At 70.2% G+C, this 24371-nt stretch carries 22 protein-coding genes; 9 read left to right on the top strand and 13 right to left on the bottom strand.

Annotated features, from left to right (window positions below):
- Positions 1 to 172: 172 nt before the first annotated feature.
- Genes A3G1_RS0125170 through ssd form a run of 7 tightly spaced genes read right to left on the bottom strand, consistent with a single transcriptional unit; the run spans position 173 to position 4648 of the window.
- Entirely contained in the window at positions 173 to 565 is a 393-nt protein-coding gene (locus A3G1_RS0125170; RefSeq protein WP_018352268.1) for an Rv3654c family TadE-like protein, read from the bottom strand.
- Complete coding sequence (locus tag A3G1_RS0125165) at positions 562 to 927, bottom strand: TadE family type IV pilus minor pilin (RefSeq protein WP_018352267.1); 366 nt, start codon at positions 925 to 927, stop codon at positions 562 to 564. Before A3G1_RS0125165 ends, A3G1_RS0125170 begins: the two co-directional genes overlap by 4 nt.
- Positions 924 to 1112 carry a DUF4244 domain-containing protein gene (locus tag A3G1_RS36780; RefSeq protein WP_018352266.1) on the bottom strand — a complete coding sequence of 63 codons (189 nt, stop codon included), beginning with the start codon at positions 1110 to 1112 and terminating at the stop codon, positions 924 to 926. The genes A3G1_RS0125165 and A3G1_RS36780 overlap by 4 nt, the downstream gene beginning before the upstream one ends.
- Positions 1113 to 1140: 28 nt before the next feature.
- Entirely contained in the window at positions 1141 to 1845 is a 705-nt protein-coding gene (locus A3G1_RS36775; protein ID WP_083937092.1) for a type II secretion system F family protein, read from the bottom strand.
- Positions 1835 to 2566 (bottom strand): type II secretion system F family protein, encoded by a 732-nt coding sequence (locus A3G1_RS36770; protein ID WP_245563588.1) that lies wholly within the window; start codon positions 2564 to 2566, stop codon positions 1835 to 1837. Before A3G1_RS36770 ends, A3G1_RS36775 begins: the two co-directional genes overlap by 11 nt.
- Positions 2563 to 3576 (bottom strand): TadA family conjugal transfer-associated ATPase, encoded by a 1014-nt coding sequence (locus tag A3G1_RS36765; protein ID WP_018352263.1) that lies wholly within the window; start codon positions 3574 to 3576, stop codon positions 2563 to 2565. Before A3G1_RS36765 ends, A3G1_RS36770 begins: the two co-directional genes overlap by 4 nt.
- 34 nt (positions 3577 to 3610) lie before the next feature.
- Complete coding sequence (gene ssd, locus A3G1_RS0125140; RefSeq protein WP_018352262.1) at positions 3611 to 4648, bottom strand: septum site-determining protein Ssd; 1038 nt, start codon at positions 4646 to 4648, stop codon at positions 3611 to 3613.
- Between the two features lie 1050 nt (positions 4649 to 5698).
- Here ssd and A3G1_RS0125135 point away from each other — a divergent pair.
- Entirely contained in the window at positions 5699 to 6511 is an 813-nt protein-coding gene (locus A3G1_RS0125135; protein WP_018352261.1) for an HAD family hydrolase, read from the top strand.
- Positions 6512 to 6539: 28 nt separating this feature from the next.
- Here A3G1_RS0125135 and A3G1_RS36760 read toward each other — a convergent pair whose 3' ends face one another.
- Both A3G1_RS36760 and A3G1_RS0125125 read right to left on the bottom strand, forming a co-directional pair.
- On the bottom strand, positions 6540 to 7724 hold the full coding sequence (locus A3G1_RS36760; RefSeq protein ID WP_281167855.1) for an alpha-L-fucosidase: 1185 nt from the start codon (positions 7722 to 7724) through the stop codon (positions 6540 to 6542).
- Positions 7725 to 7752: 28 nt separating this feature from the next.
- Positions 7753 to 9477, bottom strand: a complete 1725-nt coding sequence (locus A3G1_RS0125125; protein WP_018352259.1) for a glycoside hydrolase family 35 protein — start codon at positions 9475 to 9477, stop codon at positions 7753 to 7755.
- A gap of 326 nt (positions 9478 to 9803) precedes the next feature.
- Here A3G1_RS0125125 and A3G1_RS0125120 point away from each other — a divergent pair, with 326 nt between their 5' ends.
- Positions 9804 to 10643 carry an NAD(P)-dependent oxidoreductase gene (locus A3G1_RS0125120; protein ID WP_018352258.1) on the top strand — a complete coding sequence of 280 codons (840 nt, stop codon included), beginning with the start codon at positions 9804 to 9806 and terminating at the stop codon, positions 10641 to 10643.
- On the opposite strand, the gene A3G1_RS0125115 is transcribed toward A3G1_RS0125120, so the two are convergent.
- Positions 10640 to 11389, bottom strand: coding sequence for a Fic family protein (locus tag A3G1_RS0125115; RefSeq protein WP_018352257.1), 750 nt, complete (start codon positions 11387 to 11389; stop codon positions 10640 to 10642). The two genes, A3G1_RS0125120 and A3G1_RS0125115, sit on opposite strands and share 4 nt — an antisense overlap.
- Positions 11390 to 11640: 251 nt before the next feature.
- Here A3G1_RS0125115 and acs point away from each other — a divergent pair, with 251 nt between their 5' ends.
- Positions 11641 to 13575 (top strand): acetate--CoA ligase, encoded by a 1935-nt coding sequence (acs, locus tag A3G1_RS0125110; protein WP_018352256.1) that lies wholly within the window; start codon positions 11641 to 11643, stop codon positions 13573 to 13575.
- 59 nt (positions 13576 to 13634) lie between these two features.
- Here acs and A3G1_RS36755 read toward each other — a convergent pair whose 3' ends face one another.
- A complete protein-coding gene (locus A3G1_RS36755) occupies positions 13635 to 14363 on the bottom strand; it encodes an AfsR/SARP family transcriptional regulator (RefSeq protein WP_157641381.1) in 729 nt (242 codons plus the stop codon).
- 103 nt (positions 14364 to 14466) lie between these two features.
- Between A3G1_RS36755 and A3G1_RS0125100 the strand changes: the two genes are divergently transcribed.
- The 5 genes from A3G1_RS0125100 (at position 14467) to A3G1_RS0125080 (ending at position 21731) form a co-directional block, all read left to right on the top strand.
- Entirely contained in the window at positions 14467 to 14859 is a 393-nt protein-coding gene (locus tag A3G1_RS0125100; protein ID WP_018352254.1) for a hypothetical protein, read from the top strand.
- A gap of 230 nt (positions 14860 to 15089) precedes the next feature.
- Complete coding sequence (locus A3G1_RS0125095; RefSeq protein ID WP_211216386.1) at positions 15090 to 16826, top strand: bifunctional metallophosphatase/5'-nucleotidase; 1737 nt, start codon at positions 15090 to 15092, stop codon at positions 16824 to 16826.
- Positions 16827 to 17023: 197 nt separating this feature from the next.
- Positions 17024 to 19321 carry an immune inhibitor A domain-containing protein gene (locus A3G1_RS0125090; RefSeq protein WP_018352252.1) on the top strand — a complete coding sequence of 766 codons (2298 nt, stop codon included), beginning with the start codon at positions 17024 to 17026 and terminating at the stop codon, positions 19319 to 19321.
- A gap of 69 nt (positions 19322 to 19390) precedes the next feature.
- Positions 19391 to 20683, top strand: coding sequence for a Na+/H+ antiporter NhaA (gene nhaA, locus A3G1_RS0125085; protein ID WP_018352251.1), 1293 nt, complete (start codon positions 19391 to 19393; stop codon positions 20681 to 20683).
- A 121-nt stretch (positions 20684 to 20804) separates the two neighbouring features.
- On the top strand, positions 20805 to 21731 hold the full coding sequence (locus tag A3G1_RS0125080; RefSeq protein ID WP_018352250.1) for an alpha/beta fold hydrolase: 927 nt from the start codon (positions 20805 to 20807) through the stop codon (positions 21729 to 21731).
- Between the two features lie 190 nt (positions 21732 to 21921).
- On the opposite strand, the gene A3G1_RS0125075 is transcribed toward A3G1_RS0125080, so the two are convergent.
- Both A3G1_RS0125075 and A3G1_RS0125070 read right to left on the bottom strand, forming a co-directional pair.
- Positions 21922 to 22245: a hypothetical protein gene (locus A3G1_RS0125075; protein WP_026212496.1), complete on the bottom strand. Its 324-nt coding sequence runs from the start codon at positions 22243 to 22245 to the stop codon at positions 21922 to 21924.
- Positions 22242 to 23102 (bottom strand): SseB family protein, encoded by an 861-nt coding sequence (locus A3G1_RS0125070; protein ID WP_157641380.1) that lies wholly within the window; start codon positions 23100 to 23102, stop codon positions 22242 to 22244. Before A3G1_RS0125070 ends, A3G1_RS0125075 begins: the two co-directional genes overlap by 4 nt.
- A gap of 88 nt (positions 23103 to 23190) precedes the next feature.
- Between A3G1_RS0125070 and mycP the strand changes: the two genes are divergently transcribed.
- Positions 23191 to 24327, top strand: coding sequence for a type VII secretion-associated serine protease mycosin (mycP, locus tag A3G1_RS0125065; RefSeq protein WP_018352247.1), 1137 nt, complete (start codon positions 23191 to 23193; stop codon positions 24325 to 24327).
- The last annotated feature ends 44 nt before the right edge of the window (positions 24328 to 24371 follow it).

The raw sequence follows: 24371 nt of genomic DNA, 5'->3' as shown, positions 1-24371 counted from the left end.
CCGTGGCGACAGAGAACCAGCGCCCTCAGCGACCAACCAGCCTCGACCCCAGAGACACCTCCAAGCCTCCAGCCAGCCAGCCAGCCCAAACGTGCCCGCACCGCACTGCCCAGCAGACGGCTCCAGCTCACCAGCCCAGAACCAGCCCACCCCCAGTCCAGCTAGCTCCCCCTCACCCAGGCGCGCTCAACGGCCCAGCCCGGGCAACAGCCCGGGCCACCCCGAACCGTCCTGCGTACCCGGCAGGCCTCACCTCCACAGCCACCAGCACGTCGAGCCCGTCCACAGTGCACGAAGCGACCCGCCCGCCGTTGGCTGCGACGATCTCCTCCACCTCCGAGCAGGCAACCTCGGCCCCGGCCATCGCATGAACCGCCCCGGCAAGAGCCCCGAGGTCGGCCGCGCTGCCGGCCCGGTGCCGGGCGACGACCGCTGAGCCGATGCCCATGCAAGCCAGGCCGACGCTCAGCAGGAGCGCACCGGTACCCATCGCGATGACTGAGGCCGACCCCCGCTCACGCCACTCGGTCACGGATACCCGGCTCGCCTCGCAAGCTCGGGTCATGGCGTCTCCTCCCCGGGCTCCCGGGCCGCCACCGCCTCAGCGCTGACCGGTATCGAGGGCAGCAGCCCGCCCAGCGGGTACACCACCACGGCGACCCTGGCGGAGACCGTGTTTCCGTTGCCTCCGATGGTGATCGTCGCCCCGGCTGGGGCCGACCGTTGACCGGCCGCGACACCTGGTTCGCCCCGCGCTTCGGCACGGGCGGCTTCCCGGGCCGCGTCCACGCATCGGAGCTGGGCGGTGATGGCGCTGATACCGGCCAGTCCCGCGACGAGGAAGACTGACACCGACAGCAGGCCTATCGCGAGTTCCACGGTTGCCGAGCCGCTGTCGCCGGCCCGCTTCCCGTACCTGGCTCTCATTTCAGCGCCCGCTCGATCAGGGCAGTCAACGCGGTCTGAACCGTGGACGAGGTGACCACCTTGTACAGCACCGCCCCGAACGCGGCGGCTGCTAGCACGCCGATGGCGTACTCGGCGGTGGACATCCCGGCGTCCCCGCGCAGCCTGGAACGGATCTTGATCAGTCGGAGTGTCAGCTGAGACATCAGCGTCCTTTCTGTTCGCCGGCACTGCTCACGGCAGCACCTGGTGGAGGATCGTGATCAGGACGGGTACGAACCCGCCGAGCATGAACGCGGGCAGGAAACACAGCCCGAGTGGCAGGACGACCAGCACCGCAGCCCGATGCGCCCGGCCGGTGACCGACGCGAGCCGTTCGGCGCGGATCTCGCCGGCCAGCCGGTCGAGGCTCACGGCGAGCCCGGACCCGCTCTCGCTGCTCCGGATCGCGGCGGCGGCCAGCCTGCTGCCGGAGCGGGTACCGGCGACGGCAGCCCAGGCCTCAGCAGGCGGCCGTCCCATCCGGAGCCCGACGGACACGGACGTCAGCCGCTCGCCCAGTGGCCCGCCGAGGGTCGCGCCCACGGCTTGCGCGGCAGCGGCCGGCGGCGCCCCGGCTCGGAGTACTCCGGCGAGCAGATCAGCCGCGAACGCCGCGTCAGCCTCGATCCGCAGCCGTTCCCGGCGCGCTCCGGCTGGTTCCAGCTTCCTGATTCCCGCCCAGGTACCGAGGCCGGTCAGCACCGCACCGATGCGCCCGGGCCAGCCTTCGGTGTACGAGGCGACCGCGAGGCCAGCCGTCACGGAGACCAGTACCGCTGGCGCGACCGGACGCCGGTGGACCGGCCCGCCCGGCAGCCGAAGCTGGTGAAGCCGGGTCCGGACGCGCCTCCCCCGGACTCGCCGCGCGCGACCGGTGCCGCCCTCGCTACCCCGCATGACGGACCAGCCTGTCCGTCCAGAGCAGCCCGGCTACCTGCAGTCCCAGCGCCAGGATCGCGCACACGGCCCCCGGCACGGTGTCGAGCAGTACCCGGACGGGATCTCCGCCCAGTACCTTCCCGAGCAGCAGCCCGAAGACTGGCAGGACGGTGAGGATGGCCGCTGTCGCCCGTGTCCCGGCGAGTTGAGCGGTGAGCTGGTCCTGCGCCTGCCGTTCAGCCCGCTGATCGGCGACCACGAGGTCGAGAGTCGTGGCGAGTGGTGCTCCGGTACGTTCCGCGAGCCGCCACGCCACGTGTACCCGTCCGGCGATCCGCCCGACCACCCGATCGGCCCGCAACACAGCGAACATCTCGGGCACACCAGCCTCAGGCACGCTCAGTCCTTTGTGTCCACCCAGCTCATCAAGCGCGGCAGCCAAAGCCCCCAGCGGAGGCAGCCCCGCCCGGAGGTCGGCTGCCAGCCCTGTCACGGTGTCGAACGCCGATTCCTGTACTCGCCGGTGCGCCCTGGTCAGCCGCCGGTTCAGCACGGCGCGGACGGCGAGCGCCGCGTACCCGGCCGCGAGCAGCCCAGCCACAGGCCCCCTGACCGCCAGCCCCGCCCCGCCTGCCACCACGGCACCGAGCACCACCACCAGCCATCGCCGCCCGCCCAGCGTCACGGCAACGAACCGCTCCCGGTACCGCTGGGCCCATCCGGCAATCCGTCGTCTCATCGCGCGTCACCTGTCAGCAACGCCGGCGTTCGTTCGACTCCGCGTGCGGCGAGCAGGCGGGCCAGGTCCGGCGCGGCGGTGCTGGGGCCCCAGCCACGTGCCCACACCGGATGCACGACCACCAGGGCGTCATCCCCGGCCCGGAACAGGCCGATCTCCGTGACAGCCCGCCCTTCCGGTACCCGGCTGACATGCACCACCACCTGCAACGCCCCCGAGATCTGCGCGTGCAGCGCCGCACGCCCGAGCCCGCCGTGCAGGCCTAGCGCCTCAAGCCGCGCCGGCACCTCGGCCGGCGCATTGGCGTGCAGAGTCCCCGCTCCGCCCTCGTGGCCGGTGTTCAGCGCGGCCAGCAGGTCAACGAGTTCCGCGCCACGGGCCTCGCCGACGACGATCCGGTCGGGCCGCATCCGCAGCGCCTCCCGTACGAGCTGAGCCAGCCCGACCGATCCGGCACCCTCCACGTTGGACGTCCTGGTTTCCAGCCCCACCACGTGCGGATGCTGTGGCCGGAGCTCCGCGAAGTCCTCGACGAGCACGATCCGCTCTGTCGGCGGTACCTCGCCCAGGAGCGCGTTCAGCAGTGTCGTCTTCCCGGAACCGGTCGCGCCCGTCACCAGGAACGCCAGCCGGGCTCTGACCATGGCCGACAGCAGCTCGGCGATTCCCGGCTCGACGAGGTCGGCCAGGCCGAACGACTGCCTCCGGTAGAGCCGCAGCGACAGGTAGGGCCCGCGCCGCGCGATCGGCGGCAGCACCGCGTGCAGCCTGCTCCCATCCGGCAGCCGGGCATCGACGCACGGACTCGCGTCGTCGAGCCGGCGCCCGCACGAGGCGGCCAGCTGCTGCGCGTAGGCCCGCAGTTCGGCGGCACCGCCCAGCCGGAGCCGTGGGCCGCGTACCAGCCCGGATCCCCGGTCGACCCACACCTCTCCCGGACCGTTGATCAGGATGTCGGTCACCCGCTCGTCCGCGAGCAGGACGCCCAGCGGCCCAGTCAGATCACTCATCCCACGCTCCCCGGCGACACCGCGCACCCTGTCGTCACGACTGCCATATCGGCTTCCCCGCTCCGCTCAGCAGGTGCTCGCACAGCTCGGCGAGCGGCCCGCGTCCCTCCGACGCCGGCGCTGTGCCCTGCTCCAGAGCCGCTGCCAGCCCGGGCTCCGACCGGAGCGCGCCAGCCAGCGGCAGCCCGAGCGCCCGCGCGACCTCCTTGGGGCGCAGCCGCCCCGGCGAGGGCAGCCGGACCACCACCTCCATCGGGGCACGCTGCGGGCCGGCTCGCAGGACGACCTGAGCCGCCGCCGCGCAGGCACGCAGCTCCGCTGGTACGACGAGCAGCAGGCGGTCGGCGTGTTCCAGTGCCCGGCGCGCCGCCTCGTCGAAGGTCCGGGGCAGGTCGACCACCATCAGGTCGCAGCCCTGCTGGCCGGTCCGTACCGCAGCGTCCACCAGGTCACCGGTCAGGTCGACCGGTTCGTCGCGGCCCTGGGCGAGCACGGTGAGCCGCCCGCCAGCCGGTAGCTTGCCCAGTTCGGCGCGGGACAGCTCCGGCCAGCGCAGGCCGTCGAGGTTCTCCCAGCCCAGTACCAGATCAGCGCCGCCACCGAGCGGGTCGGCGTCGACCAGCAGTGCTCGCGCGCCCTGCCGGGCCGCTGTCACCGCGAGCCCGGCGGCCAGGACCGAGGCCCCGGCTCCGCCCCGGCCCCCGACAACTCCGATCACAGGTACCGGACGGCCGGCGGCCAGTGCCTCGAACTTCTGCATCAGCCAGTGCTCGGCGGCGGGCAGCGCGGCGACGTGCTCCACGCCCAGCCACTCGGCGACCTGCCAGAGCTGCCCGTCGGGCTCGCCCGTCAGCACCAGCACCGTCCGGGGCCGCCGGGGCAGCCGTGCCCTGGCCCACGCCTGCGCCTGGTCGCCGCCGACGATCACGAGCGGCGCGGCCGACCACAGTGCCCGGGCCGCGACGACGTCCGGTGCCACCATCGGCAGGATGCCGGCCGCGGCTGTGAGCCGGAGCAGCTCGTCGAGCAGGTGCGGGTCGGCCGTGACGATCAACGACCGGTGTTCTTCCACCTGGCCTCCCTGGTCGGCGGTACGGATAGTGGCCGGGAGAGGGCGAGGGGGACGGCCCTCTCCCGGCCTCGGCGGGAACTGACCGGGTCAGCCTGCCGTCGCCGGGTACCGGGAAAGGGCGGCCTGTGGACAACTGCGGGGCCTGTGGATAACTCTGTGGGCATTAACGCAGGTCGAAGCCTCGCCGTGCACGAACCCGCACACGAACCCGCGCACGAACCCACGTGCGAACCCACGTGCGAACCCACGTGCGAAACAGCCCACGAACCGTGAACGAAGCGCCCACGAACCCACGCTCGGACCACCCGGGAACCGAGCACGAAGCCGCATACAACCCAGCACGCGACCCCGCGCCTGCACCAACTCCGGAGCCGGAGCACGGAACCGGCCGGCAACCGCAGCCCGGCCCTCAGCCCTCGCTCACCAGTACAGGAAAATCTTTCGCCCGCACATGAACCACCGGTATCCCCGTGAATTGCTGCGCAGCGATCCGGACCTCCGGACCTCTCTGAATAACCGGAAATACTCCACGCAGAAAAAAGCCCGGTCCCACGACCTGAGACACGGGGATGCGACTTGGCTTGTGACCGGCGAACTCCGAGTGAATCCTGTCCGGCGATTCCTGAGACGCGACCGGACACCGGCCATTCCCAGCCACCCGGACACTGCCCGCGTCCCGGCCACGACCGGATACGCGGACTCTGGACGGGCTTGCCGGCTTTCGCTGGCTTCCGAAGATCAACCGCCAGTCACCAAGCGGCAACAGGGAAGTGATCAAGGCTCTGACCAGGATGGACAGCCAGACATCTGTGCATCACATAAGGACGACCCCCGCCGGGGGGTGGCGGGGGTCGTCGTGCGGTTCGGCTCCGGGGGGGTTGAGCCGAACCGGCTCAGCGGTCACGGGGGGTGTGACCACCGAGGGGTCTTACTGGGGGCTATGACTATGACCAGCATGCCTGACTTGGCCTACATAGTCGAGGGGCCATAGTCATTTCGGATCTGGCCCCTGCTACGACGTCATTGGCCCCGAGGCTCTAGACTCCGGCCGTGGGCCGCAGCGCTGCGTTCTTCGACCTCGACAAGACCGTCATCGCCAAGTCGAGCGCCTTGGCTTTTGGACGGCCGTTCTATCGGGATGGCCTGATTACCCGCAGTGATGTCCTTCGCGGGGCGTACGCGCAGCTCGTCTACCAGCGCACCGGCGCCGACGACCAGCAGATGGACCGGATGCGCGACTACCTGGCGCAGCTGTGCCGGGGCTGGCGGGTCGACCAGGTGCGGCAGATCGTGGCCGAGACGCTTGACCAGCTCATTCATCCGTACATCTACGCGGAGGCCGCCGCGCTGATCTCCGAGCACCGCGCGGCGGGCCGGGACATCGTGCTGGTGTCGGCGTCCGGTGAGGAGATGGTGCGGCCGATCGGCGAGCTGCTCGGGGTCACGGATGTGATCGCGACCCGGATGGTCGTCGCTGACGGTCACTACACCGGCGAGGTGGAGTTCTACGCCGCCGGGCAGAACAAGGCGATCGCGGTGACGGGGCTGGCCGCCGAGCGGGGGTACGACCTCACGGAGTGTTATGCCTACTCCGACTCGATCAGCGATGCCGCACTCCTGTCATGTGTCGGACATCCGACAGCGGTCAACCCGGATAGGGGACTGCGCAAAGCGGCCGCGGAGCATGACTGGCCGGTGCTGATCTTCCGCCATCCGGTTCCCCTGCGCCGCCGGATGCTCGGCGAGAAGCCAGCCGTGCCGATGGCCGCCGTCGCGATCGGAGCCGTGGCGATCGGCGGGGCTGCCGCCGCCTACTGGTACGGCCGGCGCCGCCGCGCGGCCCGCCTCACCACAGCCGCGTAGCGCGTGCAACAGCAGCCAGGACCAGGCGTCACGTCAGCTTGACGACGCCCGGATAGTCCCCGGGAGCCAGCACCACGTGCAGCTGTCCATCCCGGACGGTCGTCGACTGCACCCGGTCCCCGATCGCCTGCACCCACGGGAAGCGGTCCGGGTCCGGCAACGGCACCGTGATCTCCGGCGCGGCCGTGGTGAGCAGGATGTAGTCGGTACCCTCCCTGCGGGTCGACGTCCAGCCCTGGCCGGAGCCGTAGCCCATCCGGGTCCCGTAGATGGCCTCGCCGTGTTCGAGGAGCCAGCCGCCCATGCCGCGCAGCCGGGCCGACTGGGAGGCCGGCACGCTGCCCGACTGGGTGGGACCGACGTTCAGCAGCAGGTTCGAGCCGTAGCCGGCCACGCGTGCCAGGCCGGCCACCAGCTGCCCGGCCGTGCGGCGTACCTGGTCGTGGGGCACGTATCCCCAGCTCGCGTCCATCGCCATGCACGTCTCGGCCGGGATCTCGCCGCTGGCCTGCGCCGGGTTCACGTCGCCCTCGAAGCACTGGATGTCCTCGCCGGGCAGCAGCGTCGAGTGGCGGTTGTTGACGATCACGGCGTCGGGCTGGGCGGCGTGCACTGCCGCGTACAGCTGCGGGTAGTGGAAGTCCGCGCGGCCGGCGAAGAAGCCGGGGTGCTCGCGGGAGAAGGTCGCGTGTGGCCAGTCGCCGTCGAGCCAGAGCTGCACGAGCGGCCCGTACTGGGTGCAGACCTCCCTGACCTGCCCGAACAGGTACTCGCGGTAGGAGTTCCACGCGTCGTTGTCGCGCCAGTCGCGGTACCCGGGATGCGACCAGTCCACGAGGGACAGATAGACACCGAGCCCGAGGCCCCGTTCCCGGCAGGCGTCGGCCAGCTCGGCCAGCACGTCGCGCCCGAACGGCGACTTGGTCACCTTGAAGTCCGACAGCGCCGTGTCGAACAGCGCGAACCCGTCGTGGTGCCGGGCGGTGATGGTGATGTACCGCTGCCCGGCTTCCAGCGCCAGGTCGGCCAGCCGGGCCGCGTCCCATTCGCCGCCGTAGAAGTGATCGGCCAGCTGCCGGTACCGCGCGGGGGGCACGCGGTCGGAGAACATGTGCCACTCGCCGCGCCCGACCAGGGCGTACAGTCCCCAGTGAACAAACATTCCAAAACGGGCGTCCTGGAACCAGTCAAGTCCCCGCGGGCTCGCCTTCACCAGCCACTCCCTCGGTCAGCGAGCAGGGCTAACCCGCCTCCCCTTCGATATTCACAGCGGACTGTGCCACACCATCCAGCTCCAGCACAACGACCTCATTCGCCCCGGTTCGCAGGATCGGTGCCGGTAGGTACAGAGTATGCTGCGGGCCGCTGGCGTTGTAGCGGCCCAGCAGGAAGCCATTAACCCATACATACCCGCGTTGTCCACTGCGGACAGACAAATACCCGTCACGGGGCTCGTTCACGTCGAGCGAGCCGCGCGTGAACACTGGGCCATCGCACGTGACACCGGCGCCCCACGGCACATCGTCCCAGGTCAGCAGGGATGCCGACCAGCCGTGCACGTACTGCCGCTCGTGCAGCAGGCCACGGAAACCCTTCGTCTCGCCCGTCCGCGGCCCGTAGTTGACGCGGCCCAGCGACTCGACCAGCAGCTCCACGACGGCCGGCCCGGGAACGTCGTCGATGCTGTTAAGCCCGTCACGCTCGAATGTAACTTCGTACTTTTCGTTGACAAACACGTGCGCGCGGTCGGCGAGACCGTCCACAGTCAGCGGATAGCCCTGCCTCGGGCCCGGAAGCTCCGCCCGGTAGCAGACCAGGCCGTGCACGACACCCAGGTCCTCAAAGGACAGCGGCACGGGACTGCTCACTGCCGGCCCGAGCGCCGCCCGCCAGGAGACAGCCTCCCCCAGGGTCACCGCCCGCGGTTCGAGCACCGGAGGCAGCGGCTCCACGTCAGGAAGAGCCTCAGGAAGACCAGAAGTACCAATATTGTACCTTTCGAGCACCTCCCGGAAGGCCCAGAACTTGGCCGTCGGCCCGCCACGCTCGTCGATCGGCGCGTCGTAGTCGTAGGACGTGACCGTCGGCTGGAACTCGCCGTCGTGGAAGCGCCCGCCCCGGTTGGCCCCCGCGTAGGTCCCGAAGTTCGTCCCGCCGTGCGCCATGTAGAGGTTGACGCTCCCACCCAGTTCCAGGATCTCCGCGAGGCTGGCCGCCGCGTCGTCCGCCGGCCGGGTGATGTGCTCGTCGCCCCAGTGGTCGAACCAGCCGTTCCAGAACTCCATGCACATCGGAGGGTCGTCTGGCCGGTGCTGCCTGAGCTTGGCGAAGGCGGCTTTCGCGTCCGAGCCGAAGTTGACGGTCGCCAGGATGCCGGGGACAGAGCCGCCGGTCAGCATGTGGTCCTCGGGTCCGTCCGAAGTGAACAGCGGCACGTCCACGTACTCCCGCAGCACGTCCGCGAGATGCCGCAGGTACCGCTGGTCGGAGCCGTACGAGCCGTACTCGTTCTCGACCTGCACCATCAGCACGTTGCCGCCCCGGGTGACCTGCCGTTCGGCGACGATCGGCATCAGCGCGGCGAAGAACCGCTCGACCGGGGCCAGGTACCGCTGGTCGTGGCAGCGCAGCGGCACGCCGGAACCGGTCAGCCAGGCCGGAAAGCCCCCATTGTCCCACTCGGCGCAGATGTACGGCCCGGGCCGGACGATCGCGTGCAGCCCCGCCCCGGCCGCGTCGTCGAGGAACCTGGCGACCTCGTCCAGCCGCTCGATCCGCCCCTCGACGGGCTCGTGGTGGTTCCACGCCACGTACGTCTCGACGGTGTTCAGGCCCATCGCGCGGAGCATGCGGAGCCGCTGCGGCCACTGCGCGGGCAGGCTGCGGAAGTAGTGCATCGCGCCCGACAGCACCCGGAAGGGCTTCCCGTGCAGCTCAAAGCCCGCTGGCGTCACCACGAAAGACATACGCAAGTTCCTACCCTAAGTAAGCCCCGCTGGCCAGGGCGTCTCATCAACCCCAGCCGTCACAGCTTGCCGGGATTGTCTGGCGGCAGCGGGTAAAGCGGCGTACAAAGGTTGTAGCGGATCTCATTTGATGAACCCGTTCACCGCAAGATTTGAGTTCCGTAGCACGGCCACCGGGCACCCACGCGCGACCAGCCGCGGGAAGGCGCGTCGCCCAGGACACCAGCAGTGGTCCTGGTTCGACGATCAAGGTGCACGCATGATCACCCGGCCGGACGTGCAGATGGTGGGACGGTGCTTCGGACTGTAGAGGTACCGTCCCTTTCATGTCTGCCAACTCCGTGATCGGCATCGTCAGCCCCGGGTACATGGGATCCGGTCTCGCTCTGGCCCTGCACCGTGGTGGCGCGCGCGTCGTCGCGACCGTCGCCGGGCGCTCCGCCCGGACGGCACGCCTCGCCGAGGGCATGGACCTGCTGCCCAGCCTCGACGCGGTCGTCGAGGCCGCCGGCGTCATCCTCGTCGTCATCCCGCCGGCCGAGGCCGTCCGCGCCGCGACCGAGATCGCCGAAGCTGCGGCCCGTACCGGCGCGCGGCCGCTGGTCGTGGACATGAACGCGATCTCGCCGTCCACGGTGAACGCCGTCGCCGAGGCCCTGAACGGCCTGGATCTGGTCGACGGTTCGATCTCGGGGCCGCCGCCCTCCGTCGCCGACGGGACGATCCTCTACTTCTCCGGGCCGCGCGCCGCCGAGGTGACCGGCCTGCCGTGGACGGGCGTCGTGCCGACCCTGCTCGGCCCCGAGCTCGGCACGGCCAGCGCGGTCAAGATGTGCACGGCGAGCGTCTACAAGGGAACGGCCGCTCTCTACGTGCACGCGATGGTGACGGCGCAGCGTCACGGAGTACTGGATGCGGTTCTGAATGATCTGACCAGGATCGAACCGCGAGATGTGGCGAAGGCCGCGACCAAGGCGCACCGCTATGTCGGCGAGATGCACGAGATCGCCACCACGCAGGCCGAGGCTGGCCTGTCGCCAGCGCTCTTCACCGCCATCGCGGAGACCTGGTCCGAGGTCGCCAAGGGTGACCTCGCGCAGGGCGACCCGGAGTCCATCGACAGCGGGATTCCCGCCGCCGACGTCGCGACCAGGCTTCTTCCCTAGGACGACTCTCCCTGGGACATGAGCGAGTCGCTGATCGCTTCCGTTTCCTCCGCCGCCCGGATGACCGCCGCCGCGTAGTGCTTCAACCAGGACCGCAGACCATCGGGTGTACCGGTCACGAAGGTCGCGGAGGCACCCCGGTACTCCGGCTCGCGGTCCCGGTGGCCGACGTCGACCGGCAGCAGGCCACGCGGGTCGAGGCCGCCGGAGATCAGGACCAGCCGGGCGGCGGCCCGCGCGACCAGCCCGTTCACCGCGCCGAAGGGCTTGGCGGCCAGCAGGTCGCCGTGCACGACGGCCGCGAGCAGCAGCGTGTCCTCCCGCTTGCTGGTCACCAGGTCCGCGAGCAGGTCGAGACGTGGCTGGGCTCCCGGCTCCGGGCGGCCCAGCTCCTCGTCGGCGACGATGCCGCGGCCGGCGAGGACGTGCAGCCGGGCGAGCGCCTGACGCGGGGCCTTCTGCCAGGTCACCGACAGCTCGTCGAGGGCCTGGGTGACGCGCAGGGCGCTCTGCACGACCGGGTTCAGCGCGGTGCCGGCCCGGACGTCGTCCAGCTCGTACGCCTGGCCGTCGAGCGCGGCGCTGGCGCAGGCGTCGCGCAGCCCGGCCTCGACGGCGATCTGCGGGCCCTGCCGGCGCATCGCCCTGTGCCGGAAGGCCGCGTCGACCCGTGCCCTGGCCTCGGTGAACGCTTCGGAGATGTCCGCGAGGTCCAGCAGCGGGGTGAGCTGTGCTCCGTTCGTCATGACGCGTGACGTTACCCGCCGGTCACCGCCGCCCGGCCCCGCCACCCGGCTCGTTGATGTCCTGTTGAGCCGGCACTGACCCGAGTATCCGATCCTGGATGCGCACTGCTGCTCGAATCCTTTCGGAAAAGGCCTGGACCGAGCATTTATCGAGCAGCCTGAGCACGCTATCTTGAGCTGAGCGCCAGATCACACGCCTGGATCACACGCCTGTGTGCACAGGGAACGACGGCACGGAGGAACGCCGAACTATGAGCGACGCACTGGAGAACCTGCTGTCCGAGACCCGCCGGTTCGCCCCGCCGGCCGGGCTCGCCGAGCACGCCAACGTGACCAGCGACGCGCAGCCGGCCGACCGGCTCGCGTTCTGGGAGACCCAGGCCAGGCGGCTGACCTGGGCCAGGGAGTGGGACACCACCCTGGACTGGAGCAACCCGCCGTTCGCGAAGTGGTTCGTCGGCGGGCAGCTCAACGTCGCGTACAACTGCCTCGACCGGCACGTGGCCGCCGGGCTCGGCGACCGGGTCGCGATCCACTGGGAGGGCGAGCCGGGCGACACCCGCACGATCACGTACGCGGAGCTGCTGACCGAGGTCAAGCGGGCGGCCAACGCGCTCACCGGCCTCGGCGTCGGCCAGGGCGACCGGGTCGCGATCTACATGCCGATGATCCCCGAGGCCGCCGTCGCGATGCTGGCCACGGCGCGGATCGGCGCCACGCACAGCGTCGTGTTCGGCGGGTTCTCCGTCGACGCGCTGTCCGGCCGGATCGCTGACGCGGACGCCAAGCTGGTCATCACCGCCGACGGCGGGTACCGGCGGGGTGCGCCGAGCGCACTCAAGCCGACCGTCGACGAGGCGGTGAAGCTGTGCCCGAGCGTGGAGAAGGTGCTGGTCGTCCGGCGTACCGGCGAGGACGTCGCGTGGACGGGCAAGGACCTGTGGTGGCACGAGACCGTCACGCCGGCCAGTGACGAGCACGAGGCCCAGGCCTTCGACGCCGAGAACCCGCTGTTCATCCTGTACACGTCGGGCACCACCGCGAAGCCGAAGGGCATCCTGCACACCACCGGCGGGTACCTGACGCAGGCGTCCTACACCCACCACGCCGTCTTCGACCTCAAGCCGGAGACCGACGTGTACTGGTGCACCGCTGACATCGGCTGGGTCACCGGGCACTCGTACATCGTGTACGGCCCGCTGTCCAACGGCGCGACGCAGGTCATGTACGAGGGCACGCCGGACACCCCGCACCGCGGCCGGTTCTGGGAGATCGTCGAGAAGTACAAGGTGACGATCCTCTACACCGCCCCGACGGCGATCCGCACGTTCATGAAGTGGGGCGACGACATCCCGGCCGGGTTCGACCTGTCCTCGCTGCGCCTGCTGGGCTCGGTCGGCGAGCCGATCAACCCGGAGGCCTGGATCTGGTACCGGGAACACATCGGCCGCGGCGAGTGCCCGATCGTCGACACGTGGTGGCAGACCGAGACCGGGGCCATCATGATCTCCCCGTTGCCCGGCGTCACGCACACCAAGCCCGGCTCCGCGATGAGCCCACTGCCCGGCATCTCCGCCGACGTCGTCGACGACACCGGCAAGTCCGTCCCGAACGGCGGCGGCGGCTACCTGGTGCTCCGCGAGCCGTGGCCGTCGATGCTGCGGACGATCTGGGGCGACGACCAGCGGTTCCTCGACACGTACTGGTCCCGCTTCGACACCATGTACTTCGCTGGTGACGGCGCCAAGCGCGACGAGGACGGCAACATCTGGCTCCTCGGCCGCGTCGACGACGTCATGCTCGTCTCCGGCCACAACATCTCCACGACCGAGGTGGAGTCCGCGCTGGTCAGCCACCCGGACGTGGCCGAGGCCGCCGTGGTCGGCGCGACGGACCCGACGACCGGCCAGGCCATCGTCGCGTTCGTGATCCTGCGGGGTGGCGTCGATGGCGACACCGAGGCGCTGCGCGGCCACGTCGCGAAGACCCTCGGCCCGATCTGCAAGCCGCGCCAGATCCTCATCGTGCCGGAGCTGCCGAAGACCCGGTCCGGCAAGATCATGCGCCGGCTGCTCCGTGACGTCGCGGAGAACCGCACCCTCGGCGACGTCACCACCCTCCAGGACCAGTCGATCATGAACCTGATCACCGCCGGCCTGAAGTCGGGTACGTCCGCAGAGGACTGAGCCTGCATGCCGGTACCGGGTGCGCCCAGCACGCCCGGTACCGGCACGGCCCGGCCGCCTCAGCCGCGCAGGATGTCCAGGTGCGCCGATGTCACCCCGGCACCCGGCTCGATCCCGTACTCGCTGACCAGGCGGGACCTCAGCCGCCGGAAGGCGTCCAGCGCGTCGGCCGTCCGGCCGGAGCCGTGCAGGGCCAGCATGTAACACCTGGCCAGCCGCTCACGGACCGGGTGCTCCTGCACCAGCATCGCCAGGTCGGCCACCATCCGGCACGGCTCGCCCGCCCGGACCAGCAGCTCCGCGTACTCCTCCGTCGCGGTCAGCCTCAGCTCGTCGAGGCCCGTCGCCAGCCGCGCGAACCGCTCCCCGCCCAGGTCAGCAAGGGCCGGGCCGCGCCACAGAGCCAGCGCCCGCTCGTACTGGCCGATCGCCTCCGCGCCCTGGCTGGCGCGCGCCTGGTCCAGCAGCCGGCGGAAGAAGGCCAGGTCGCTGGTTTCCGGGCCGGCCTCGATCCGGTACCCGCCGCCCTCCCGGCAGATCCGCCAGCCGTGCCGGCCGAGCTGGGAGCGCAGTGCGCTCACACAGTTGTAGAGCTGCTGGACGGCCGTGCGGGGCGGGTCGTCCCACAGGTAGCTGACCAGCGTGTCCCTGGTCAGGTAGCCACTGTGCGCGCCGAGCAGCGCCACCAGCCCTCGCATCCGGTGACCGGCCAGCACGATCCGCTGCGCGTCCCGCCAGAGCTCCACCGGCCCCAGCACCCTGATCTGCACGCCCATTCCGAGATGCACACGTCCCCCGTGTCGTCGATCGTCGGTAGTTCTGAGTTAGAACGCGATGAGGCGGGTGCCGGAGGCTTTGCGCTGACGGATCCATCCACATAGGAGGTACGCCTTGAAGCGCAAGCTCGCCACTGTCGCCCTCGCGGCGCTGCTCGCCGGCGGCTTCGTCGCCACCGCCGCCAACCCGGCAGCCGCCGCTGGCGGGGGCTGCAACAACAAGTCCCAGAACGGCTGGAGCATCGGCACCTGCCAGGCCGACGACGGCGTCTATGTCTACCCGGACTTCTACATCAACGCCAAGCCGAGCACGCCTTCCACCTGCAAGGCCTACAGCCGGGTCAAGGACCTGAACACCGGCACCTACACCCCGTGGTTCGGGTACACCTGCACCACCGGCCGCAAGTGGGGCGCGTACCGGGTGCCGAAGGTGGCCGGCCACTCCTACCAGCACCAGGTGGAGATCCACACCCCCTACTTCTACGGCACCAGCCCGACCACCTACTAGGTGACGGCGGCTGGCGGGGTCGTGATCGGCCCCGCCAGCCCACTGTGCCCCGCGGTCACCGGGGCCGTCGAGCTGATTCGGGCTGCGCCGAAAGAGGCTGGCATCGCGCTGGCGAGACTATGGACATTCAGCATATGTCCGGTGGCATGTACAAGATCAGCCCTGGTCAGGCGTATGGCGGCAGCAGTCCGTTTACCCATCAGTAGGGGCTGAGCCCTATGCTGCCGGGCATGAGAAGACTCCTCGTCTCAGCGGTGGCCGCCTCAGCCCTCGCCGCTGTCGCGCTCACCACGCAGCAGCCGGCCAGCGCAGGCGCGCAGCGCCCCCTCGCTGACGTGCAGATCCTCGCGATCAACGACTTCCACGGCCACCTCGAACCGCCGAGCGGCTCCTCCGGCCGCGTGCAGACCGGTATCGACGCCCAGGGCAAGCCGGTCACGGTGAACGCCGGCGGCGCCGAGTACCTGGCCACCCACCTCAAGCAGGCCCGCGCGGGCAAGCAGCGCACCGCCACTGTCGGCGCCGGCGACCTGATCGGCGGCACGCCGCTGCTGTCGGCGGCGTTCCACGACGAGCCGACCGTGACCGCGCTCAGCCAGCTCGGCCTCGACGCGACCGCCGTCGGCAACCACGAGTTCGACGAGGGCCGCGACGAGCTGCTGCGCATGCAGAACGGCGGCTGCCACCCGGTCGACGGCTGCAAGGGCACCGAGAGCTACGAGGGCGCCGGGTTCCAGTACCTGGCGGCCAACGTGGTGGACAAGGCGAAGAACAAGACGATCCTCCCGCCGTACTGGATCAAGGACTTCGGCGGCGGCGTGAAGATCGGCTTCATCGGGATGACCCTGGAGGGCACCCCGGACATCGTCACCAAGTCCGGCATCGCCGGCCTGGAGTTCCGCGACGAGGTTGTCACCGCCAACCACTACACCAGCGAGCTGCGCAAGAAGGGCGTCAACGCGATCGTCGTGCTGCTGCACGAGGGTGGCATGCCCGCCAGCCCGATCTACAACTACGACTGCAACTCCGGCGGCGGCCTCGGCCTGAGCGGCCCGATCGTGGAGATCGCCAACAAGCTCAGCCCGTCGATCGACCTGGTGATCACCGGCCACACGCACCAGTCGTACGTGTGCAGCGTCCCGGACCCGATGGGCCGGCCGCGCATGGTGACCAGCGCCAGCTCCTTCGGCCGTGAGTACACCGATATCAACGTGAAGTTCGACCTGTGGAAGGACGACATCGTCCAGGTTTCCGCGCAGAACAAAATCGTCACGCGCGACGTCGAGAAGGACAAGCCGACGTTCGACCTGATCACGCACTACAACACCGCGCTCGGCCCGATCGCGAACCGGGTCATGGGCCACATCTCGGCTGACATTCCCTACGCGAACACGCCGACCCCGGAGACCCCGCTCGGTGACGTGGTCGCCGACGCGCAGCTCGCCGCGACGGCAGCCCCGGACAAGGGTGGCGCGCAGATCGCCCTCATGAACCCGGGTGGCATCCGCGCCCCGCTGACCTTCCTCCCGTCCGGAGCCGAGGGCGAAGGCGTGGTGACCTACCGGGAGTGCTTCACCGTCCAGCCGTTCAACAACAACGTGGTCACGGTCTCGCTGACCGGCGCCCAGCTCAAGACGGTGCTGGAGCAGCAGGTCACCGGCCCGAACAGCGGCACCGGCAACAAGATCCTCCAGGTCTCGGCCGGCTTCACCTACACGATGACGGGCCGGACCTCCGTGTCCGACCTGAAGCTGCACGGCACGCCGATCGACCCGGCAGCGACCTACCGGGTGACGATCAACAACTTCCTGGCTGACGGCGGCGACGGCTTCGCCGAGCTGGCGAAGGGCACGAACAAGCTCGTCGGCGGTCTCGACATCGACGCCTTCACCGCCTACCTCGGCGCGAACTCCTCGCCGTCGAACCCGCTGGCTCCGCCGGCCGCGAACCGAATCACTTTCGCGTAACTCCATAAGAGGGCGCCCCGGGAGAAAAAGTTTCCCGGGGCGCCCGCATGTAACGGAAACGTTATTCAACGCCGCTACTTCCTTAAGGTACCTTCTGCCAATCTCGGCAATACTCGCGTCGTCACCGTGGTGCGGCTCACACGAAGAGCTTCCACTGTGGGCGATGACGCGGGCTCCACGAGAAAGGGGAGGTACGCGTGCGCAAGAGCACGAGAGTTCTCGTCGCCGGTCTCGCGACCGGGCTGCTCGCGGCTGGCCTGACCAGCGCGGTGCAGGCCAGCCCAGGCAAGGACGCCCCGGCGGCCCCGCCTGCCGCCGACAAGGACGCACACCGCAACCACCGGCCTGACGAGCTGATGACCCCGCAGATGCGCCAGGAGCGCGCGGACAAGCAGGAGGCGCTCAACCGGGTCTTCGCAGGTGAGGCCTCGGTCCAGCAGCGCGGGACGTCGAAGGGCGTCCAGCTCGCCAACGGCAGGTGGGTCCAGTGGGGCACCCCGGAGAAGGCGCAGCTGCTGACCTTCCTCGCCGAGTTCGGCGACCAGACCATGCACGGCGGCACCCCCGGCCCGCTGCACAACCAGATCCCCGAGCCCGACCGGGTGTGGGACGGCAACGCCACCGACGACAACAGCACCGCCTGGACGAAGGACGCCTCGCGCGACTACTTCCAGCAGAAGATGTACGCGAAGGCCGGTACCGGCGACTCGATCACCGACTTCTACCTGCGCCAGTCCGGCGGCCGGTACACGGTGGAGGGTGAGGTCCTCGACTGGGTCAAGCTCGACTACAACGAGGCCCGGTACGGCAACAACGAGCACGAGGACACCGGCTACCCGACCTTCGTCGGCGACACCGTGACCAAGTGGTACGCGGTGCAGAAGGCGGCCGGCAAGACCGACGCGCAGATCAAGCAGTTCCTCGCCCGCTATGACGTGTGGGACCGCAACGACTACGACGAGGACGGCGACTTCAACGAGCCGGACGGCTACCTCGACCACGTCCAGATCATCCACTCGGGTGCTGGCGAGGAGGCCGGCGGCGGCGCGCAGGGCGACGACGCGATCTGGTCGCACTCGTCCTACGCGATCGACCCGGAGAACCCGAACACCGGCCCGGCGTACAACGCCCAGGGTGGTTACCAGATCGGCGACACCGGGATCTGGGTCGGCCGCTACACCACCTCGCCGGAGAACGGCGGGCTGGGCGTGTTCGTGCACGAGTACGCGCACGACATCGGCATCCCGGACTACTACGACACCCGGGGCGGCGACAACGGCACCGGCTTCTGGACCGTGATGTCCGGCGGTTCCTGGCTGAACACCGCTCACGACAACATCGGCGACCGGCCGAACTTCATGGGCCCGCTGGAGAAGCTGCAGCTGGGCTGGCTGGACTACGACGTGGTCGAGCTGGACAAGAAGAACTCGGTGCACGCGCTCGGCGCTGCCGCCACCCCGTGGCCGTTCAAGCAGGCCACGATGGTCAAGCTGCCGAACCGGCCGGAGACCGTGCAGTACGAGAAGCCGTTCGCCGGCAAGGGCGAGTGGTTCTCCGGTGAGGGCGACGACCTCAACTCGCGGCTGGCCCGTGAGGTCGACCTGACCGGCGCCACCACGGCCTCGGTCAACGCCAAGGTCTGGTACGACACCGAGTCGGGCTACGACTACCTGTACGGCGCGGTGTCCACGGACGGCAAGACGTGGACGCGGCTGCCGAACCGGTACGACGGCAACTCGGGCGGCTGGGTCGACATCTCGTTCGACCTGTCGGCCTACGTCGGCAAGAAGGTGCAGTTCCGCTACCAGTACGTGACCGACGGCAACACCCACGGCAAGGGCGTCATGATCGACAACGTCGCCGTGGTGAAGAACGGCACGGTCGCGTGGACCGACGGCGCCGAGTCCGGTGACGCCGGCTGGTCGGCCAAGGGCTTCCAGATCCTGGTCGACGGTGCCCTGGTCAAGCAGAACCCGCACTTCTACCTGATCGAGAACCGGCAGTACACCTCGTACGACGCCTCCCTGCGCAACGGCCCGTACAACTTCGGCTTCCCGGAGAAGGCTGACTGGGTCGAGCGGTTCCCGTTCTTCTCCGGCACCCTCGTCTGGTACGTCGACTCGAAGTACGGCGACAACAACACCAAGGCCCACCCGGGTCACGGCATGGCTCTGCCGGTCGACGCGCGCCCCGCGCCGATCACCCTGCCGGACGCCGCCAAGACCAAGCTGCGCAACCGGCTCCAGGGCTTCGACGGCGCCTTCGGCCGCAAGGGCATCTCGGCCGTGACGTTCCACGGCAAGGGCACCGAGGTCACCGCCCCGGCCCGCCCGGGCGTGGCCGTGTTCGACGACTCGGACCCGAACCGCTACTGGGACGCCTCCAACCCGTGGAACTCGGTGCAGGTCGCCGGTTCCGGCGTGAAGGTGGAGATCCTGCTGGACGGTAACGGCCAGTACGTGCCGGCGATCATCAAGGTCACCCGCACCAAGTAACAACCAGTACTGAAGGGGCGTTCCAGGAAGTCTGGAACGCCCCTTTTGCTGTGCCGATACGATCATGCGATGTCCCGCCGTCCCGAACAGAAGCGTTCCCAGCGGCACCAGCACGCCGCGGTCAGCCCCGAGGCCGGGCGGCAGGCCAAGCTGAAACGAGCCCGGCGCAAGCTGCGCAAGCGGGCGAGCGGCGCGGCGGGCACAGTGGTCAGATACCTGCGGATCGAGACGATCGGCGGCCTGCTGCTGGTGTCGGCGACCGTGCTGGCCCTCATCCTGGCGAACTCGCCGCTGTCGGGCTTCTACGAGGATCTCCGGGCGACCCGGTTCGGCTTCGACGCCCTCCACCTGAACCTGAGCCTGGAGAACTGGGCCAAGGACGGCCTGCTGACCGTGTTCTTCGTGGTCGCAGGGCTCGAGCTCAAACGGGAGCTGGTCGTCGGCGAGCTGCGCGACGTCCGGCGGGCGCTGTTCCCGGTGTTCGGCGCGCTCGGCGGCATGGTCGTCCCTGCGGCGCTGTGCCTGGCGATCGCGTGGGGCGCGCCGGGCGGCACGGAGGCCTGGGCGATCCCGGTCGCGACCGACATCGCGTTCGCGCTGGCCGTGCTGGCCCTGACCGGGTCGAACCTGCCGAGCAGCCTCCGCGTCTTCCTCCTCTCGCTCGCCGTCGTCGACGACCTCGGCGCGATCCTGCTCATCGCGGTCGTCTACACCGCCTCGGTGTCGTGGTGGTGGCTGCTGGCCGCCGTGGCGGCCCTCGTGGCCTACGGCGTGCTCCAGCAGCTACGGGTCCGCGGCCTGTGGCTCTACATCGGACTCGGTGTCGCCGCGTGGGCGTTCCTGCACTCCAGCGGCGTGCACGCCACCATCGCCGGCGTGGCCGTCGGGTTGCTCACCCGGGTGAAGCGCGACTCGCACGAGGAGCACGCCCCGGCGGAGACGCTCGAACACAAGCTCCAGCCGTTCAGTGCGGGATTCTGCGTACCGGTCTTCGCCTTCATGGCCGCAGGCGTCGCACTCAACGCCGCCACGATGAAGGCCTTCACCGCCGACCGGGTGGCCTGGGCCGTCGTGGCCGGCCTGGTGCTGGGCAAGACGATCGGCGTGCTGGGCGGGGCGGCGGCTTCGCACCTGCTGCGGCTCGGCAAGCTTCCCGACGAGCTGAGCTGGTGGGATCTGGTCGCGGTGAGCGTGCTGGCCGGCTGCGGGTTCACGGTGAGCCTGCTGATCGCCGAGCTGGCCTTCCCCGGCCTGGAGCAGGCCGAGCGGATGAAGACGGCCGTGCTGCTCGGCTCGCTCATCGCCGCGCTGCTGGCCGCCGGGTTGCTGCGCCTCCGGACGCGAATTTTCCTCCGGGCCTGAGATGATCGTGGGACCCCTCATGTCGCTATAGCGACATGAGGGGTCCCACACCGCCCTGAGATTTCCCCTAATTTACGTAGCCGACACTCGTGGCCGCCTGACCTGCACCTACGCTGAACTCATGCTGGCCCAAGCTGTCGACGACTCCGCTGTCCTCCTGGACGGCCCCTGGGTGCACCGGTTCGTCAACGCGAACGGGATCCGGTTCCATACCGTGGAGGCCGGCAGCGGCCCGCTCGTGCTGATGCTGCACGGCTTCCCCGAGTTCTGGTACACGTGGCGGCACCAGCTCGTCGGCCTGGCCGAGGCCGGGTACCGGGCGGTCGCCGTGGACGTCCGTGGCTACGGCGCGACCGACAAGCCGCCCCGGGGCTACGACGGGTACACGCTGGCCGGTGACGTGGCCGGCCTGATCCGCGCCCTGGGCGAGCGGCACGCCACGGTGGTGGGCCACGACATGGGCGGCCTGATCGCGTGGACGGCCGCCACGTTCCACCCGAAGCTCGTGCGGAAGCTGGTCGTGGTCGGGGCTGCCCATCCGCTGCGGATGCGCACGGCGCTGGTCGCCGACCCGCGCGGGCAGCTGGCGGCGAGCACCGACCTGATCAGGTTCCAGCGGCCACGGTACGAGCACGTGATCACCCGGGACAACGCCGCGCTGGCCGGCAGCTACCTGCGCCGCTGGGCCGGGCCGGCCTGGGCTGGCACCGCCGACTTCGCCGAGTACGCTGCCCGGTGCCGGGAGGCGATCCAGATCCCGCAGGCCGCGTTCTGCGCCCTGGAGGCGTACCGGTGGGCGATGCGCAGCGTGCTCCGCCTCTCCGGGTACCGGTTCGTGAGCCTGCTCAAGCAGCCGATCGTCACGCCGACCCTCCAGCTGCACGGCGAGTTCGACACGTGCGTGCTGCCGAGGACGGCACAGGGTTCCGGCCGGTACGTGATCGCGCCCTACGAGTGGCGGCAGCTGGACGGGGCCGGGCACTTCCCGCACCAGGAACTCCCTGAGATCATCACTGGCGAGATCATTCGCTGGGCGAAATCCGAATAGAACTCTCGTCTTCCCAGGAACATTTCACGCCCAAGCCGGGCAAGTCGCGGACCACAAGCCTGTGTTCAGGCTCGGCAAGCGAACGGCAAGGTTCTGGCAAGCCCCGTGCAGCAAGGTATTGGCAGAGGGGCGGAACGCCAGGCAATACGGGGGCCGGGCGCTCCGCCCCTGATACGTCTCCCCGGCCGGCTCAGATCCGCTGTTCCTGGAGCCCAGTGATCTGGTTGCGCGGGACCCAGCCCTGGTAGACGCCGAAGTCGAACTCCTCCAGCCCGAGCTTCTCCGCGATCGGGGCCTTGCCGCCGGTGTACTCGACGCGCAGCCACTGCTCGTGCTCGCCGACCACGATGAACGGCGCGCCACGCCACGTGCAGATCGTCCGGATGTAGTAGAGCTCGACCTCGGCCACCGGCACGACCAGCAGCTCCGGCGTGTACAGCCGCACGGAGGGCCCGTCGGGGCTCGCCCGGTACTCCACGCCCTGGTACTGGGCGTAGAAGCCGTCCCGGCTCACCTCCGCCATCCGTCGGTGTCCGCGTCGAAGGTGGCGATCAGCTCGCCGCTGAGGCGGCCGATCGTCGCGCCGTGCGGCAGCCGGGCACTGTCCACTTTGAACTCCGGAATCACGTCACCGCTCTCCCCCGGCGCGAACCCGCTGCCACGGAACGGCGCACGCTCGATCACCCAGCCCTCGATCGCGATCATGGCCTGCTCGTCCCGGCCGCCGTACGGAATCCGGTACAGATCCTCCCGGTGGGCAGCCCAGGTCAGCACGCAGTCGGTGAACTCGCGGCCCACGGCGGCCGAGATGGCCTGTGCTGTGGTGAGGTGCGAGATGTCGGCCCGCCGGTAGACGAAGCCAGCGACCCGGTCGTAGCCGCGTTCGAGATAGAACTCCAGCTCGCGGCGGGTCAGCGGCTTGGCCATCATCGTCGGGCCCGGTGGCGCGGCCGGCGGCACCGGCATGACGCCCGTCTCGCCCTCGCCGGTCAGGCCGACCTCGGCGGCCCAGCCGGCCAGCGCGACGACCTGCTCGCCGGGGAGGGTGGCGCTGAACGGCGTACCAGGATTGAGGCTGAGCGACCAGGCGGCGTCCGGCCAGGAACCGATCAGGCGGGCGAACTTCACCCGGGCCGACGGCCGGTCGCCGAGCCGCTCCTGCGAGGTGTAGACGGCCTGGTGGGGCACTCCGGAGACCAGCTCAGGAGCCCAGGGGAAGTCGGGATCGCCCGGCCGGACGTCGAAACGCAGGCCTGCCGGGGCTGGCAGCAGCACCCTGGCCAGGAGCAGCTGGGACAGGAACCCGTCCGTGCCAGCTCCGCCGGCTGCCTGCAGCAGCGCGGCCTCCAGTTCATTCGCCGGGGTCACCACGCCCATAACTTACAACCCACAGGCCACATCGTGGGTCGCCGATTTTGCCGGCTCTCGCCTCCGGGCGGATGGCGTTACCCTGTCGGCTATGCGGCGGGTACTGGTCGGGGCTCTGGCTGCCGGGTCGCTGCTCGTCCCAGCCCCGGCACGCGCTGCGGACTGCGCGCCACCAGGGCAGGTCACGGCCGCGAAGCCGTGGGCTCAGCAGTATCTCGGCGCGGACCGGATCGCGCCGCTGGCCACCGGCTCCGGGATCCTGGTCGCTGTGGTCGACTCGGGGGTGGACGGCGCGGTGCCCCAGCTGGCGGGCCGTGTCGAGCCAGGAAAAGACTTTGCCGGTACCGGCGGGGACGGCGCACAGGACTGCACGGGCCACGGCACCGGCGTGGCCGGCCTCATCGCCGCGCGGGCCGTCACCGGCGTCGGGTTCCGCGGCCTGGCCCCCGGCGTGCGCATCCTCCCGCTCCGCGTCACGGACCCGGGCCGGGCGAGCGCGACCGGGCTGGTGGAAGCCATCCGGTACGCGGCGGACAGCGGGGCGAAGGTCATCAACCTGTCCCTGGTGGACGCCGACAGCCCGGCGCTGCGGGCCGCGATCCAGTACGCGCAGGACAGGGACGCCGTGGTTGTCGCGGCAGCCGGGAACAACGAGACGACCGGGAAGAAGGTCCCCTATCCGGCGGCGTACGACGGGGTGATCGGCGTCGGCGCGATCGACGCGGCCGGCCTGCGGTACGCGGAGTCGCAGACCGGGTCATATGTGGACCTGGTCGCTCCCGGGGCCGGGGTGCTCACCCTCGCCAGGCAGAGCGGGCACACGACGGTCAGCGGTACGAGTTTCGCGACGGCGTTCGTGAGCGCGAGTGCCGCCCTCATCCGCCAGTACCGCCCGGGGCTGCGTGCTTCTGAGGTCACCGCCCGGCTGCTCGCCACCGCCGACCCGGCCCCGGGCGGGCGGCGCAGCGACGCTTACGGCCACGGCATCGTCTCCCCGTACCGGGCACTGACGGAGGAACTCGCTTCCGGCGGGCCAGCTGTGGCCGCCCCGGTCCCGGAAGTCTCCCGGGTACCGGTCTCCGAGGCCGCCGCCCGCACGCAACGCCTCGGCCTGATCCTGGCTGCGGCAGGCGTGGCCCTGGCCGCCCTCATCGCCGCAGCCGCCGCCGTACTTCCCCGGGGCCGCCGCCGGTCGTGGCGACCCGGGCGCTTGCGGAACCGCCCCTAGGACTTGCGCGGTGTGAGGACCAGGTGCTCACGGCTATACCCCCG

This window comes from Longispora albida DSM 44784 (assembly GCF_000379825.1).
Lineage (GTDB): Bacteria > Actinomycetota > Actinomycetes > Mycobacteriales > Micromonosporaceae > Longispora > Longispora albida.
Note: the sequence above shows the minus strand (reverse complement) of the source record. Positions and strands in the feature narration are given on the sequence as shown.

Excerpts from the sequence above, each read along its gene's own strand:
- A3G1_RS36765 (WP_018352263.1), bottom strand. The coding sequence starts at position 3,576 with ATGAGTGATCTGACTGGGCCGCTGGGCGTCCTGCTCGCGGACGAGCGG.
- A3G1_RS36775 (WP_083937092.1), bottom strand. The coding sequence starts at position 1,845 with ATGCGGGGTAGCGAGGGCGGCACCGGTCGCGCGCGGCGAGTCCGGGGG.
- acs (WP_018352256.1), top strand. The coding sequence starts at position 11,641 with ATGAGCGACGCACTGGAGAACCTGCTGTCCGAGACCCGCCGGTTCGCC.
- A3G1_RS0125170 (WP_018352268.1), bottom strand. The coding sequence starts at position 565 with ATGACCCGAGCTTGCGAGGCGAGCCGGGTATCCGTGACCGAGTGGCGT.
- A3G1_RS0125125 (WP_018352259.1), bottom strand. The coding sequence starts at position 9,477 with ATGTCTTTCGTGGTGACGCCAGCGGGCTTTGAGCTGCACGGGAAGCCC.
- A3G1_RS0125115 (WP_018352257.1), bottom strand. The coding sequence starts at position 11,389 with ATGACGAACGGAGCACAGCTCACCCCGCTGCTGGACCTCGCGGACATC.
- A3G1_RS0125165 (WP_018352267.1), bottom strand. The coding sequence starts at position 927 with ATGAGAGCCAGGTACGGGAAGCGGGCCGGCGACAGCGGCTCGGCAACC.
- A3G1_RS36770 (WP_245563588.1), bottom strand. The coding sequence starts at position 2,566 with ATGAGACGACGGATTGCCGGATGGGCCCAGCGGTACCGGGAGCGGTTC.
- A3G1_RS36780 (WP_018352266.1), bottom strand. The coding sequence starts at position 1,112 with ATGTCTCAGCTGACACTCCGACTGATCAAGATCCGTTCCAGGCTGCGC.
- nhaA (WP_018352251.1), top strand. The coding sequence starts at position 19,391 with ATGTCCCGCCGTCCCGAACAGAAGCGTTCCCAGCGGCACCAGCACGCC.
- A3G1_RS0125080 (WP_018352250.1), top strand. The coding sequence starts at position 20,805 with ATGCTGGCCCAAGCTGTCGACGACTCCGCTGTCCTCCTGGACGGCCCC.
- mycP (WP_018352247.1), top strand. The coding sequence starts at position 23,191 with ATGCGGCGGGTACTGGTCGGGGCTCTGGCTGCCGGGTCGCTGCTCGTC.
- A3G1_RS0125095 (WP_211216386.1), top strand. The coding sequence starts at position 15,090 with ATGAGAAGACTCCTCGTCTCAGCGGTGGCCGCCTCAGCCCTCGCCGCT.
- A3G1_RS0125120 (WP_018352258.1), top strand. The coding sequence starts at position 9,804 with ATGTCTGCCAACTCCGTGATCGGCATCGTCAGCCCCGGGTACATGGGA.